Here is a 15,265-nt window from a genome sequence, read left to right on the forward strand (position 1 = left end):
CATGCGCTTCGTCCCTGCCCTGCTCGGGCTGCTGTCCATCGCTCTGCTTCCTGCCGCCCATGGCCAGGAGGAAACCCGGAATTACCCGCTCGGCCCCATCGGCGGCCAATACCGGGTCACGCCGAACCTCAGCTTCATCCGCGTGGTGTCGGTGGACGCCGCCGCGCCGGGAGCCACTGCAGGCCTTCAAGCCGGCGATTACATTTACGGGGCATTCGGCAAAACGTTCACCCCCACCGGCAGCTACCACTACGGGGCGAGCCAGGATCTCGGCTTCGCGGTGGACCGCGCCGAGGGTGCTGACGGCACGCTGCCCTTGAAGGTGCTACGGCCCGGCACCGGCGCGATCGACCTCAACGTGACGCTGCCCGTCGCCGGACGTTTCGGCCCGTCCTATCCCCGCGGCAGCAGCAAACATCAGGCGATGTTCGAGAGCGCCTGCGCCTACCTCCACCAGCGGGCGATGAATGCCAACGGCAGCCTCGGTTACTTCACCGGCTGGACCGGACTGGCGCTGCTGGGCCATCCGAACTGGAACGACACCACCGGGGCCAAACCCTACCGGCTTTCGATCAACAAGATCCGTGACTTCTGCGTGGGCCAGATCACCAACGGCACCTACGCCCCGGTGGAGGACAAGCTCCTCGATGGCTCCACGAATCCGAACTTCGCGGGCAGCAACAACCTGAGCAACTGGCAGCTCGGCCAGATGGTCGCCTTCCTTTCCGAGTATTACGCGAAGACCGCGGACGCCTCCGTGGCCCCCACCATCCAGCGCGGGGCCGAGATGTGCGCGAACACGATCCAGTGGTGGAAACAGCCCGCGCTGAATGCCAACGGTTACTCGCCCGGCTATACCCAGATCGCCGGCATGTGCAGCCACGGCGGGGTGACCGGTGACTACATCCACCTCGGCTGGGGCGGCGGCATCAACATCTGCGGTGTCTACAGCTTCAATGGCATGGCCTTCGCCAAGCGGGCGGGCATGAACATGACCGTGCGCCCCAAGGACGGCCACTACTTCGGCTATGCCACTGCCCCCGCGGGCGCGGTGCCCGCGGGCATGGAGAACTACGACCACACGCTGGACGAGAAGTTCCTCATGCAATGGAACTGGATGGGCAAGCGCTGCGCCTACTACTCCGCGGGCAGCAACGACGACGGCCACGTGGCCTACACGCTCAACGCGCCCAGCTCCTACGACGCCGCCGGACGCACGCCGGGCACCATTCTCGGCCTGTCCCAGTTCAAGGCCAGCGGCGGCACTCTGACCGCGGACGACGAGGACAAGCTCTCCCGCCTCAAGGCCTACATCTCCCGCAACTACATGCGCCAGCAGGAATCCCACGCCTATTGCGTGGGCGCGCAGACCTACCAGGCGATGGCCACCTCCTTCCTCACCGACCGGCAGCAGCGTTTCGCCCTGGACAACTGGCGGTTCTTCTACGCCCTGTCCCGTACTTCCACCGGGGGCTTCCAGTATTTCCGCGCCCGCACCGTCAATGACAACTACCTGGATGAAACCCACTGCGCCGCGCTCGATGCCGCCATCCCCTACGCCGTGGCCAGCGGCGGCCTGAACCTGGTCCCGCGCTACAACAACACCACCGACCAGGTCATCGCCGATTTCCAATCCCCGGACGTCACCTGGCCCGCCATCGACGCGCGCAAGGCCAGCGTCACCGGCTCCAGCCTGGCGATGCCAGTGCAGATCACGGACGGAACCGGCACCGTGCTTTCCGCCGGCAGCTACACCGCCGCGTGGAGCACCATTTCCGGCCCGGGCAGCGTGACCTTCAGCGCGCCCTCCGCCGCGACCACGAACATGACCTTCGGTTCATCCGGCACCTACCGCGTGCAGCTCACCGTGACCCGCGGCACCTACACGCTGGTCGAGCCCGTCGACATCGCCGTGCGGCTCCAGCCCGTGCCCGCCGGTTACATCGGCGGCGTGGCGAACTACCAGGTCTACACCGGTATTTCCGGAACCACCGTGGCGAACCTCACCGGCGCGGCAAAGTTCCCGAACTCGCCCGACGTGGTTCGCACCGTGACCCAGCTCACCGGCAACTATTCCGGAGACAACTACGGCGCGCGCCTCAGCGGTGTGATCATCCCGCCCGTCACCGGTTCCTACCGCTTCTACATCGCCGCGGACGATGCCGCGCAGCTCAAGCTGAACTCCAGCGGCCCCGGCTCGGCGGGAGCCGCGGTCATCGCCTCGGTGGCCACCTACACCAATGCAAACGAGTGGACGAAGTACGCCAGCCAGCAATCCGCGGCCATCAATCTCACCGCCGGACAGCCGGTGTATTTCGAAGCGCTGCAAAAGGAGGGAACCGGCGGCGACCACCTTTCCGTGGGCTGGTCGATCGCGGGCGGAGCCATCGCCGTGATCGATGGCACCTCGCTCGCCGTGCCGGACACCACGCCCTCCACCATGGCAATCTCGGCCCACCCGGCCTCCACCAACGTCGCGCTGGGCGGCACCGCCACCCTCACCGTGGGCACCACTGGTCCGGCCCCGGGATTCTATCAATGGCGGCGCAATGGCTCACCGGTCGGCGCACCTTCCACCAGCGCCACCCTCACCCTTGCCAATGTTTCCGGCGGCGTGGAGGGCGACTACGATTGCGTCTACACGACCGTCCTCGGCACGGCCACCAGCAACACCGCGCATGTGACGGTGACCGACGCGGGCACGATCGTCGGCGGTGGATTGTGGCGTGAGGTTTACAGCGACATTGATGGTTCCAACGTCTCCGACCTCACCTCCAATGCCGCTTATCCGGGCTTCGCCAGCACCAGCGGCCCCATCGCCAGCGCGGCCTCTCCATCCGACTACGCCGACACTTACGGCCAGCGCATCACCGGCTGGGTCAAGCCCGCCATCTCCGGCAACTACCGCTTCTATCTCACCTCCGACGATAACTCCGAGGTGTGGCTGAGCACGAACGAGCTGGCCGCGAACAAGACCCGCATTCTCCAGCTCTCCGGATACACCGATCCCATGGCGTGGAGCGCCCGCTCCCCCAGTGCCTACATTCCACTGGAGGCCGGAAAGCGTTACTACATCCAGATCCTGCACAAGGAAGGCGGTGGAGGAGACCATTGCGCCGTCGCGTGGCAGCGACAGGGCGATGCCGCCCCCGCCAATGGTTCCGGAGAGATTCCGGGACAGTATCTCGAATACCGCATAGGCGGTGCCTACGACGACATTCCAGTGGGCAACCAGACTCCGCTGTTCACCTCCGATCCGATGGTCCGCGGCAGCGTGCCGGAAACGATCGCCTATGCGGGTGAAACGCTGGCGGGCAGTGCCACCGATTTCAACTCGGCGGACACCCTGACCTATTCGAAGGTCTCCGGCCCGGCATGGCTCACAGTGGCCGCGAACGGTGCATTGTCCGGCACACCCGGCACCGGCACGATGGGGCTCAATCCATTCGTCGTCCGCGTGACGGACCAGAACGGCTCGTCCAGCCAGGCCGCGCTCCGGATCACGGTGAACGCCCCCACCCGTCCTCCCGTGTTCACCGGCAACCCGATCGCCACCGCCAATGCCATCGAAGCTGCCGTCTACTCGGACACGCTGGTTCCCTTCGCGTCCGATCCGGATGGCGACGCCCTCACGTTCTCGAAAGTCTCCGGCCCGGCATGGTTGACCGTCGCTGCAAATGGCGGGCTCGCCGGTGCTCCCGGCAGCTCCGACGGCGGGGTGAACGCCTTCACCGTGAAGGTCACCGACTCCGCGGGAGCCAGTGTCACCACCACGCTGAACATCACCGTGACCACCTTCACGCATGGTGATGGTGTCTGGACGAAGCTCACCGGCGGCTCCTGGCCGACCACCGGCAACTGGAGCGGCGGCACCTCCGCCTTCGGTGCGGATCAGACCGCCGATTTCAGCACGCTCAACATCACCGCGAACACCATCGTCACCCTGGATGGTCCCCGCGTGATCGGGAATCTGAAATTCGGAGACACCACCGCGTCGAACGATTGGCAGCTCAATACCGGCAGCGGCGGCCCGCTCCTGCTCGATGTTTCCTCCGGCACCCCGCTGGTGACGATCAACAATCGCACGGCCACCCTTGCCACCGCGATCGCGGGCAACGAGGGCTTCACCAAGGCCGGATCGGGAACGCTCGCGCTCACCGGCACGAACACCCTCACGGGGCCGGTCACGATCACCGGCGGCACCCTGTCCATCGGCGGCAGCACTCCCGGCCTCGCTTCGGTGACCCTGAACGGGGGCGTGGGACTAACGATCACCACCGGCGGTTCGCTGACCGCGAGCGGGGCCCTTTCCACCAGCAATTCGACCGGAGCCACCATCACCCTCCAGAGCGGTGCCACCGCGAACGTGGGCTCGATCAGCATTCCGTGGAACCCGGCCACCTTCTCGGTGAGCGGCACGCTGAATTCCACCGGCAACCTCAACATCTCCACTGCCGCCACCACCAACCTCACCGGCACCAACGGTGCGATCAACGCCGCCTCGATGACCATCGGCAACGCGGGCACGGTGGTGAACCACAATACCAGCGGCCAGCTCACCGTCACCGGCAACGTTGTCCTAGGCAACTCGGGCGGGGGTAACAGCAACACGTTCACCGTCACCCAGGGAACCGTCAACGCGGGCGGCATCCAACTCGGCATCAGCGGCAGCACCGCCACCCAGACGCTGAATGTGAATGGCGGCCGCCTGAACGTTGGTGCGTCCGGCATCACTGCCATCGGCACGGGCACCCGCGCCATCAACCTCGGGGCGGGCACCCTCGGAGCACGCGCCGATTGGACGAGCTCGCTGGCAATGGCCCTGACCAGCGCCACTACCGGCACCACGGTCAACACCCTCGATCCAGCGGACAACACCACCGGCCGCACCATCACCCTCTCCGGCGTGCTTTCCGGCACCGGCAACCTGACCAAGTCCGGCACGGGGACATTGATCCTTTCCGCCACGAACACCTACACCGGCACCACCGCCGTGAATGGCGGCACCCTCGCGGTGAATGGAGCCCTTTCCACCGGTGCGGTCGCCATCCAGAACGGCGGCACGCTTTCCGGCACGGGCACGGTGGGCGGCGGCACGACGATCCAGAACGGTGGAGCGCTCGCCCCAGGCTCGAACGGCATCGGCACACTCGGCACCGCGGCGGTGACGCTCCAATCCGGAGCCTCGCTGAAGTGGGATCTGGCGGCGGGTTCATCCGATCTCGTCAACGCCACCAGTCTGACCTTCTCCGGCTCCCCGACCATCACCGTGCGACTGAGCGGGGCAAACCCGGTGGCGAACGGTGGTTCACTGGTCGTTCCGCTGATCGCCACCACCGGCGGCATCACCGGCTTCTCCTCCGCGGTGTTCAGCGTGGATACCAGCGCGATCCCGGGCGCGGTGGGCACCTGGAAGGTGATCCAGCAGGGCAACACCCTGGCTCTCTCCATCCAGACCGGCTACGATACCACATGGCGCGATCAGAAGTTCGGCGCGCAATCGACGAATGCCGCGATGGCCGGACCGGCCGCCGATCCCGATGGCGATGGCATCGTGAACCTGGTGGAGCAGCACCTCGGTCTCGACCCGCTGTCCGCCACCTCCCGTCTCAAGCTCGATCTCATGTCGATCGCAGCCGGAGGCAACCGCCATTTCCGCCTCTCTCCGGCGGTCACCAGCGGCAGCTACCTGTTGGAAATGGCCGATACCCCGGCGGGCCCCTGGTCCTCCACCGCCGTGCCGGTGGCCAATGGCGCGGCCACTTACGAGTTCGACCTGCCCTCGTCCTACGGCCGCCGGTTCTTCCGCCTGCGCTACACCGCGCCCTCGCCGCCCTGATCTCCCGGCAAGCAAACACGGGGCGGAGGACTGACCTCCGCCCCGTGTCACCGGATCAGCTCCGGACGGTGTTCTTCTGCAGCGAGGCGATCGTCATCGCGCGGGTCCCGGCCTGGGTCTCCCACTCGGCGCGCTCGCCCGTCTTCCGGCCGAGCACGGCCAAGCTGACGGCGGAGGTCACCGGGATGCGGTCCTGATCGATATCGGCCTCGGACGGCAGGACGATTTCCAACTGGAACCAGTCCGCCGGGTCCACCGGCGAAACGAGCGTGACCCGGTCGTGAAGCTCCACGCGGTCCGCCAGCTCCGAATCATCGAAGGTAACGAGTCCGCGGTCGGTCCACTGGGTCAAAGCCCGGCGTTGATCGCCGGTGAGGAGCGGCGGGATATCCTGGTTCTGCAACAAGTCTTGAAGGCGCAAAAAGGCCTCCTGATCCAACATGGGAAGTGAGTTCATTTTTCAACAAAGGGGTGGGTCCGCACCCATCGTTCGGGGGCGGAGAAAGGTTTCCAAATCGTGTGGAAAATCCGGACAGCCCCGGGACGTGATCCCATTTCAAGGAGGCTGCCCGCTCACACCCGGAAAGCGGCCATGCGGTGCACGCACCAGCCACGGAAGCACCGCGCCATGGGGCGGGTGTCCTCGGAGCGGCCGGTGATGTTGGCAAGGCGCATGTGAGTCCACCATGGCGAGGGTTCCCGGGTGCGCAACGAAAAAGGTGGATTGGGGGCCGTTCCCCTTCCCGCCCGGGCAAATCCCGCCATTTACTGGAAAAAAGTCCGTGCGAGCTTCGTCAATAGGCTTTCTATAATTTGCCCGACGACGGACGCATGCCGCGACCGCGTCCTTTCCCTTTGTCATGAGCGCCGCCTCGATCCAATTTCTTCATAAGGAACGCCTTCCGTCCACGGGAGCCCTCTACGTCCCTGGCCGTCTGGACATCCACCAACTCCACGGTCTCGAAAAGCTCCTCGCCGGGCGGAAGATCACCTGGCTGATCGAGGAACACTCGAAGCTCGATCCGCAGATCCGCGGCCACTTGGAGAAGTCCGGGTCCGGCGCGATGTTCGCCGCGGACGACACCGCTCTCGCCGAGGTCGGAGCCCAACTCAAGGGCTCGATCGAGGGGAACGGGGCGCTCGTTTACGTCCCGGGGCTGACCGCCAGCCGCCATTCGGAAACCTGTCTGGTCCCCTCCGCCCACCTGAAGGCGCTCTGCGCGCTAGGCCTGCCGGTGGTGCCGGTGGCCGTGGAATCGCCCCGCGAAACCAGCCTGTCGGTCGAGCGGAAGTCGTCCCTGCCCGCGGGCATTCTCACCGTCGGCCGCCCCATGGCCGCCGGCGAGGCTACGGTCGCCGGGTTCCGCGAAAGCCTGTTGGAAGCCGCGGAGATCGGTTTCTCCAGCCGTACGTTCCTGAAGGGCTCTCTCGCGGTGGCACTGTTGGAAGGTCTCAAGAAGCACGGCTCGAAGCACAAGGTGGTCGACGGTTCCGACGACACCTCGCTGGAGTTCGACAAGGTGCTGCCCGCCGCGATCGCGCTTTCAAAGGTCATCGCCGAATCCACCTCGCAGCCGCGGGTGGGCATCGTGCTGCCGCCGGGCAAGGGCGGCCTGATCGCGAACCTCGCCGTGATCTTCGCCGGCAAGGTGCCGGTGAACCTGAACTTCACCGCGGGCACCGAGGCCGTGAAATCGGCGATCCGCCAGGCCGGCCTCGATCGCTACATCACCGCCGATCCCTTCGTGCGGAAACTTTCGTCCTTCCCGTGGCCGCCGAACCGCGACCTCATTTTCATCGAGCGCGTGCTGCCGACGCTCAAGAAGCAGATGGTGCGCTGGGGCGTCCTCGCAAAGATCCTGCCCGCGGGCGTGCTGGCGACGATGCTCGGCCTGAACAAGCGTTCCGGTGACGACGAGGCGGTGCTGCTCTTCACCTCCGGCTCCTCCGGCGAACCGAAGGGCGTGGCCCTCAGCCACCGCAACGTGCTCGCGAACGTCTGCCAGTTCGCCAGCCGCATCAACCTCCCCGGCGGCTCCAGCATCCTCGGCAGCCTGCCGCTGTTCCACTCCTTCGGCTCCACGGTCACGCTGTGGTTCCCGTGCATCGAGGGTCTCGACCTGATCACCTATCCGAATCCGGTGGAAACCAAGCGCCTCGCCGAGCTGGTGTCCCTGCACCAGGCCAGCCTGCTGCTGTCCACGCCGACCTTCCTGCGCGGCTACATGAAGCGCATCGAGCCGGCCCAGTTGAAATCGCTGAAGCTAGTGGTCACCGGCGCGGAAAAGCTCCCGCAGAACCTTGCCTCCGCCTTCGAGGAGAAATTCGGCATCCGCCCGCAGGAAGGCTACGGCCTCACCGAAACTTCCCCGGCCACCAACGTGAACCTGCCTGACGCGGCGGCGGAAGGCGGCGCGGCCCTCATCCCGAGCGCGCGCCCCGGTTCGGTCGGCGTGCCGCTGCCGGGCATCGCAGTGAGGCTCACCGATCCCGCCACCGAGAAGGCGGTGCCGCTCGACAAACAGGGCATCATCTGGTTCCGCGGCGCGAACATTTTCCCCGGCTACCTCAACGATCCGAAGAAGACCGCCGCGGTGCTGCACGACGGCTGGTTCCGCACCGGCGATGTCGGCCGCATGGACGACGACGGCTTCCTCTACATCGAGGGTCGCATCTCGCGTTTCTCGAAGATCGCGGGGGAAATGGTGCCGCACGAAACCGTGGAGGCCGCCATCAACAAGGTGCTACACCTCGATTCCGAAGCCGAGCGCCGCATCGCCGTGGTCGGCGTGCCGGACGAGCAGAAGGGCGAGGCCATCATCCTGCTCTCCACCATCTCCGGCCCCGCGCTGGAGCAGGAGTGCATCGACCTGCGCTACAAGCTCCTCGACGAAGGCCTGCCCTCGCTGTGGACCCCGAAGCAGATCGTGCCCGTGCAGGAAATCCCGGTGCTGGCCTCCGGCAAGCTCGACATCAAGAGCTGCGAGACGCTCGCGACAAGCAACCGCTGAAGTCGCACAAGCTTTCAACTTGTGAGTGGGAGCACTCGCGGAGGGCCGTGCATACCCTGTCCGCCTGCGAGCGCCCGTTCAGGGACGGACTGGAAGCGGAAACAACTTCGCCAGTCCCCCCCCACAAGCAGGAATGCTTGTGCTACTATTAAGGCAGTATATCCCCATACACCCCGGGATCGCTTCCCGGGATCTCGATGGCACCACAGGCCTTGAAATAAAACTCCTTCGGTCCCACGCCGCCGATGATGCCGTAGGCGTAACCGTTGTCGCGGAGCGCTTCGAGCGATTTCAACAGCAGCGCCTTGCCCAGCCCCAGGCCACGCGCGTCCTCCGACACCCCGGTCGGGCCGAAGAACGCCTTCATCGTGGTGTCATAGCACGCGAAGCCGAGGATCTTCTTGTCCCGCGTCGCGATGAAGCACGCGATCGGCTGCCGCGACAGGGCCACCGCCACCTCGCTGACCCATTTCGGGGAGAAGTGATGCTTCACGAACTCCTGCACGGTGTGGAGCTCGAAAGCCCGCGCCCGCCGCAGGATCACCCCCTTCCCTTCCACCTCCTTGTAGAGGTCCGTGGAATCGGGGAGGTCGTAGAGGCGCACCAGCAGGTCGATCATGGAGAAGTGTTAGCGGGATTGACCAAAGCACGCAAGATCGCCGCCTTCCTGCAGCCGCACGGGCCCTAGATCGGATGGGACGGCACCGCCTCGCCCCAGGCCAACCCCTACCCCACCACCATGGAAGCTCAGCGGGAGTTGAGCTTGCCGAGCAATTCGGAGACCTCTTGCTCGGCGGCTGTGCGCCAAGTGGCGGCCTGGACGGCGGGATCGTGGTGGAAGCCGACGAAGTTGGCCGGGTTGAAGTTGGCCGACTGGCGCTTGGCCCCGGCGAGGATGCTTCCGTAGTAGCCGGCGTATTTCTTGAGCAGGTCGGAGTCGGACTGCTTGAGGCTGTTGGCGGCGAGCCTGTTGTTCATGTCCAGCAAATCCTTCACGGCGGCCATGTCCTGGCATTCCTGGAGGATCGCGAGGGCATTGGCACCGCCCGGGAGCTGGCGGTCCGTGCGCATTCCGCGGGTGGTGGGGGTGAGATAGCTCAGCGCGAAGAGAAGGCGCGTGCAGCGGTTGATTTCATCGATCTGGCGCGGCTCGGCGAGGAAGGTGCCGATGGGCATGCGCCGCCAGCGGATGTTGGCATCGAGGCGGGCGGCGAAACGGCGGACCTCGCTGAAGGGGGTTTCAGCAGCCCAGATATCCTTGCGGGCGGCGAGGAGGTGGGTGACGACGCCGAGCGCCTTGCCATCGGCGGTGAAGACGGGGCCGCCGCTGTTGCCCTGGATGACGGCGGCATCGAGCTCGACCTCGCCGGGGCCGAGGGCTTTAACGGAACCGGGCAAGACGGTGAGGACGCCGCCACCGCCGCTGTTGCCGATGGCGAAGACGGAATCGCCGATAACGCAGGAGCCATTGCCGAGGAGGGGCACGGAGGCGGGAACCACATCGGCCATGGCGAGGCGGGCCAGGTCGCCCTTTTCGGCAAGTTCGAAAGTGCCAAACTTGTTGTGGACCTTGCCATCGCTGGTGCGGACTTCGAGCTTGGTGTTGCCGCTGAGAACGTGGGCGGCGGTATAGAGGTAGACATTGTCACCCTCGCGGGCGAAGAAGCCGCTGCCTTCGGATTTGTCGCCCTTGATGATGACAACGGCGGGCATGACACGGTTGGCGACGTTGGCGATCTCGGCGGGGACCGAGGCGGTGGACGGCTGGGCAAATCCGGAGAAGGGATCCGTGACCGGGGTCGGCGTGGCGGCGGGCGTGGCTGGCGCGGGCGTGGCGGAGGCCACTGCGGTGTCGGGTGCGGCGGCCGCCGGGGCAGCGGGAACCTCCTCGGGGACGAGGCCGAAGCGTTTCACCCAGGCATCCGGAGCGGAGCCGACGTGGAGCGTGGCGGTGCCGGAATCGTGCCGGATATTGACGGAGGTGTCGTTGATGGAGCGGATGACGACGTTCTGGTAGGAGCGACCGCCGGGACAATCGAGGCTGGCAATGGTTTCGCCGATGGCTTTTTCGCGGACGGAGGCGAGAGCGCGGAGGCGTTCGGCGAAGGCGGCCTTCCCCTCGGTGGTGAGCTGAGCGCGGAGCGCGTCGTTCTCGCGCTCGGCTTTTTCGGCACGTTCGCCGAGGGGCCCGAGCTGCGCGGTGCCGGCCTTGAGAGCCTGGTTTTCGGCGGCAAGGCCGTCCTTTTCGGCCTGGGCGGACTTTTTCAGAGCCGTAAGATCGGCCTGAAGGGCGGCGTTTTCCTCACGGAGGCGCTTTAGCTCGGCAGTGACGGACTTCGGGGTCTTCTCGCAGGCCGAAAGGAGCAAGGACACGCCGAGAATGCCGGCGAGGGGGAGTTCGGTGGTGAACCGCTGGGACATGCCGGGATCATGGGGAAGATGATAGCGGCGGGCAATGCGAGATATGGGGCAGAACCAAGAACCAAGAGAAGAGGTGCTCCACTGGTTCGTGCCTTCTCTTCCTAGCCCCCAGCCCCTGAATTCTGGCCCCTCAACTTCGGGGGGCTTCCCGGCACGCAAGGGCCGGAGCCTCGCGCGACCTTAGCGCGCCGGGGTGGCGAAGGAGAGGATCTCGCTGGGCTGCGGCACGGGGTTTTCGGCGTTCGAGGTGACGACGCGGAAGTAGTAGGTGCGGTTGGCCTGGAGGCGGGAAAGCACGGTGGAGACAGGCACGGGATCGCCGGCGGGGATGGTGCCGAGTTTCACCGTGGTGGAGCGCTTCAGCGCGGGATCGATCCCGTATTGGAAGGACACGGTGGTGGCATCATCGCCCGGGTCGACGGTGCCATGAAGGGTAGCGCCATTCCAGGTGATGCCAGTGGCGGCATCCGCCTCGGCCAGCGCTCCGAGCCAGATGCGGTAGAACTCGCCGCCGCCGGCCGCAAGGCCCGCGGTGGTGGTGCCACCGGCACGGGTGGTGCCGTAAAGGTGGCCATCCGTGGCCTGGAGCAGCGCGCCATCCGGATCCTCGCCATCGGTGCCGGAGAAGGCGTGGAGGGTGGTGATCTGGCCACCGGGGCTGACGCGGAACACGGTGCCGAAGCCGGAGCTGGTGGTACCGTAGAAATTCCCATCCGCCGCGAGGAGGAGGCGGACGTTCGGATTCGACCCGGTGCCGGAACCGAAGGAGGCCAGGGTGGTGATGACGCCCTGCGGGGTCATGCGGTAGAAGGTTCCCTGGTCGTAGTCGCCGCCGAAGAGCGTGGTACCGTAGTAGTTCCCGTCCGCGCCGCGGGTGAGACCGGCGGCAGGCCAGTAACCGCCGTCCACGGAGAACGAGGCGACCGACGAGCGGGTCTGGCCGGTGGTGGTGCGGAAGACATTCCCCACCTGCCAGCCATCGGCGGCGGTGTAGGTGGCGGTGCCGAGGAAGGAGCCGCGGGATTCCTCGATGAGCTCGCCGGTGCTGCCGGTGGCCACCGGGCTGAGATCGCCAAGGTTGGTGATCCGGCCGCCCGGAGCGGCGCGGAAGAAATGGTCCGCAACCAGATCTCCGCCGGTGGTGCCGTAGAAATTCCCGTCCATGCCGCGGATCAGGCCACTGGGGCGGTCGAGTCCATAGGCGTGGAAATCCGCCAACGAGGCGAAGGCTCCACGGGTGGAGTAGCGGAAAAAGGTTCCCATATCCGCATCCCCGCCGCTACGGGTGATGCCGTAGAAGTTCCCGTCCCGGCCGACCACCAGGCCGGTGCGCGGGGAGGCGCCGTTGGTTTCACCCCGGAAATCCTGCAGCACGGTGATGCCGCCGCTGAGATCGAGGCGGACGAGCGTCCCCAGCCCGGCGGCCCCGCCATGGAGCGCGGTGGTGAGGAAATTCCCGCTGCGGTCCTGGACCAGCGCGCCATTGGGGCTGTAGCCGGAGTGGGAGATGCCGAGCGTTTCGAGCAGGGTGTAGCGGCCGCTGGCGGTGATCTTGAAGCAGGTGCCGTAGAGGTTTCCCGCGTCATCCGCCACCATCTCGGCGCGCGGGGCATCACCCGGGGCGGGAGCCGCCTGGGACTGCTGGAGCACCGAGAATGCGCCGCCGGTGGTCAGGCGGTAAATGATGCCGGTGGCCCCGGCGGTGAGGCTGCCGGCGAAGCCGCCATCCGGGGTGAGCACGGGCCGGGTGAGACGCGCGCCGCTGTCGATGCTGGTGTTGATCGGAACCTCGCTGGACTGGCCGGAGGTGGTCACGCGGACCAGCGCGGGCACGCCGGGCAGTCCGACATTGCTACGGACGTAGTAGAGCGCGCCATCCTGGCCGGTGACCAGCGGCGAATAGGCGACGTATGGCAGGTAGGCCACCGTCTGGATACCGCCGCCGGGGATGTAGCGGAAGATGACGGGCGGGCCGGGCTGGGGGGAGCCCACGGGCACGCCATCGGTCATCGCGCCGTAGAAATTCCCGTCGCTGCCGAGCGTGAGGCCATCGTGCGGATAGCTGCCGGTCACGCCATTGAAATCGAACACGGTCGTGACCACCCCGGCCGGGGTGTAGCGGACGATCGAGCCGATCGAGAGCGCGCCGCCATGGGAATTGATGGCGTAGAAATTCCCGTCCAGGCCTCGCACCAGCGGGCCGTCCGACTCCGTGGCGATGCCGTGGAGGTGGGCCAGGATGGTGAATTGCCCGGCGGTGGAGATCTTGAAGAAGGTGCCGTTTCCGAACATCCCGTCGGTGGCGGTGGTGCCGTAGAGGTCGCCATCCAGACCGAGGGTCAGGCCGCGGACCGGCGCGGTGCCATCGACGTAGCGGAGGCTGTGGATCGCGGTGACCTCGCCCGCCGGGGTCATACGGAAGATGGTGCCGAGCCCCTCGCTGCCGCCGCTGGTGCTGGTGCCGTAGAAATTCCCGTCGCCGGCGAGCACGAGCGCGCCGCGGGAATCCTGTGGGGCGATCGGGAAGGCCTGGATCGGCTGGAAAACCGGCGCGGCATGGAGCGCGGGGACAAGGGCGGTGGCGAGCAGCAGCGGGCGGATCATCGGGGTGAACGGGGAACGCCGCCGGATATGGAGGTTGCCAGTACGAATGGCGAGGAAGATGTGAAAGCGGGGGCTGGTAGATGAGGCTCCTGGAGTGGCGAATTGCAATGCACACTGAAGGAGGTGCGAGATATTTCGAAAACAGAGCTTTCGACCACGATGTGTGGCTCCGCCACGCCCCCGCGGGGCTACTTGCCCGCCAAGCGACTGCGGATGGGAGTGTCCAGGAACCGCATGACCACATAACCCGCCAGCAGGGAGGCGAGGTAAACGCCGATGGCCACCGGGGCCTTGAGGGACCAATCAGGCTGGCGGTGGTTCAACCAGGCGTAGAAGACGTAGTGGATCGGGTAGTGGGTGAGATAGAGCGGATAGGACAGCTCGCCGAGGAAATCACAGACCTTTTCACCGAAACGGGTGAGCGGCTGGCTGCCCGCACCGATCAGCACGATCGCGGGCAGGAGGAGGAGAATAATGCAACACTCGTAAAGGCCGTTGACCCATGGCGCGGCGGCCGGGCCGACGCGGGGCATGGGCAGAGCGATGAGAAGGAGCAACGAAGTGAGGAGCAGCGCGTGCTTCATCTGGAACGTCCGGCCGAGCCGGAAGAGGAACAAGCCGGTGACGAACGGGAACAGCATCCGGACCATGCCCTTCCAGACGTGTTCGCCATTGAACATCCAGCCGTAGGAGATGGTCCCGGCGGGGTTGGTGAGGATCACGTAACCCAGGAGGACGGCGAGCATGACGGACAGGATACCAAGCGCGCGGCAGCTGAATTTCCGAAGCCCGAACGCGTAAGCGACGTTCGCGAGGTATTCGAAGAACAGCGACCACGCGGGGCCATTGAGCGGGTAGGCCTCCCCCACCCCGCGCACGTCCACCGATTTCACCGAGGGGATCAGCAACGCGCCCATCAGGGTGGAAAGCAGCAGCATGCCGAACGAGGTGCCATCGACGAGCGGGAACAGGCCGCAGGCACCGAAGTAGAAGAACACCGCGCCGAGGATCGAGCCCATCACCACCATCGGGTGCAGGCGGATGAGGCGGCGCTTGAAAAACGATCCGAGGGACATCGTGCTCCAGCGGTCGTCATAGGCGTAGCCCATCACGTAGCCGGAGAGCATGAAGAAAAAGTCCACGGCGAGGTAGCCGTGGTTGACCAGGTTCACGGGATCCGAGTCGAAGATGTGGTAGGCCACCACGATCAGGGCGGCCACGCCGCGCAGGCCATCGAGGATCGGCAGCCGGGATTTGGAGGATTTCCCGGAGATCGGCGGGCTGGAGGCGGCGGAGGTCATAGAAGGATCAGCGGGACAAGCGGGAGGACGGATGGCAACAGGAAAAGGGCGGTTTCCTTTCCATACCAGCGGTGCCGCCGGAAGCTCCG

Annotated in this window: 7 protein-coding genes; 2 read left to right on the forward strand and 5 right to left on the reverse strand. The window is 66.1% G+C overall.

Annotation, left to right across the window (positions count from 1 at the left end; translation table 11 throughout):
- The first annotated feature begins 1 nt into the window (after position 1).
- Positions 2–5,839, forward strand: a complete 5,838-nt coding sequence (locus llg_RS20065) for a DUF6288 domain-containing protein (protein WP_338286810.1) — start codon at positions 2–4, stop codon at positions 5,837–5,839.
- Between the two features lie 55 nt (positions 5,840–5,894).
- On the opposite strand, the gene llg_RS20070 is transcribed toward llg_RS20065, so the two are convergent.
- Positions 5,895–6,296, reverse strand: a complete 402-nt coding sequence (locus llg_RS20070) for a GreA/GreB family elongation factor (protein ID WP_338286811.1) — start codon at positions 6,294–6,296, stop codon at positions 5,895–5,897.
- A gap of 403 nt (positions 6,297–6,699) precedes the next feature.
- Between llg_RS20070 and llg_RS20075 the strand changes: the two genes are divergently transcribed.
- On the forward strand, positions 6,700–8,850 hold the full coding sequence (locus llg_RS20075; RefSeq protein ID WP_338286812.1) for an AMP-binding protein: 2,151 nt from the start codon (positions 6,700–6,702) through the stop codon (positions 8,848–8,850).
- A 148-nt stretch (positions 8,851–8,998) separates the two neighbouring features.
- Here llg_RS20075 and llg_RS20080 read toward each other — a convergent pair whose 3' ends face one another.
- The 4 genes from llg_RS20080 to llg_RS20095 all read right to left on the reverse strand — a co-directional run bounded on the left by llg_RS20080 (position 8,999) and on the right by llg_RS20095 (position 15,176).
- Complete coding sequence (locus llg_RS20080; RefSeq protein ID WP_338286813.1) at positions 8,999–9,469, reverse strand: GNAT family N-acetyltransferase; 471 nt, start codon at positions 9,467–9,469, stop codon at positions 8,999–9,001.
- Between the two features lie 128 nt (positions 9,470–9,597).
- A complete protein-coding gene (locus tag llg_RS20085) occupies positions 9,598–11,271 on the reverse strand; it encodes a trypsin-like peptidase domain-containing protein (RefSeq protein WP_338286814.1) in 1,674 nt (557 codons plus the stop codon).
- Between the two features lie 180 nt (positions 11,272–11,451).
- Positions 11,452–13,875: a choice-of-anchor tandem repeat GloVer-containing protein gene (locus tag llg_RS20090; RefSeq protein ID WP_338286815.1), complete on the reverse strand. Its 2,424-nt coding sequence runs from the start codon at positions 13,873–13,875 to the stop codon at positions 11,452–11,454.
- A 188-nt stretch (positions 13,876–14,063) separates the two neighbouring features.
- Entirely contained in the window at positions 14,064–15,176 is a 1,113-nt protein-coding gene (locus tag llg_RS20095) for an acyltransferase (protein WP_338286816.1), read from the reverse strand.
- Between the last annotated feature and the right edge of the window lie 89 nt (positions 15,177–15,265).

It is taken from the genome of Luteolibacter sp. LG18 (assembly GCF_036322585.1).
Lineage (GTDB): Bacteria > Verrucomicrobiota > Verrucomicrobiia > Verrucomicrobiales > Akkermansiaceae > Luteolibacter.

What these genes read in the sequence shown, in the direction of transcription:
- llg_RS20065 (WP_338286810.1), top strand. Translation starts at nt 2, where the DNA reads ATGCGCTTCGTCCCTGCCCTGCTCGGGCTGCTGTCCATCGCTCTGCTT.
- llg_RS20070 (WP_338286811.1), bottom strand. Translation starts at nt 6,296, where the DNA reads ATGAACTCACTTCCCATGTTGGATCAGGAGGCCTTTTTGCGCCTTCAA.
- llg_RS20075 (WP_338286812.1), top strand. Translation starts at nt 6,700, where the DNA reads ATGAGCGCCGCCTCGATCCAATTTCTTCATAAGGAACGCCTTCCGTCC.
- llg_RS20080 (WP_338286813.1), bottom strand. Translation starts at nt 9,469, where the DNA reads ATGATCGACCTGCTGGTGCGCCTCTACGACCTCCCCGATTCCACGGAC.
- llg_RS20085 (WP_338286814.1), bottom strand. Translation starts at nt 11,271, where the DNA reads ATGTCCCAGCGGTTCACCACCGAACTCCCCCTCGCCGGCATTCTCGGC.
- llg_RS20090 (WP_338286815.1), bottom strand. Translation starts at nt 13,875, where the DNA reads ATGATCCGCCCGCTGCTGCTCGCCACCGCCCTTGTCCCCGCGCTCCAT.
- llg_RS20095 (WP_338286816.1), bottom strand. Translation starts at nt 15,176, where the DNA reads ATGACCTCCGCCGCCTCCAGCCCGCCGATCTCCGGGAAATCCTCCAAA.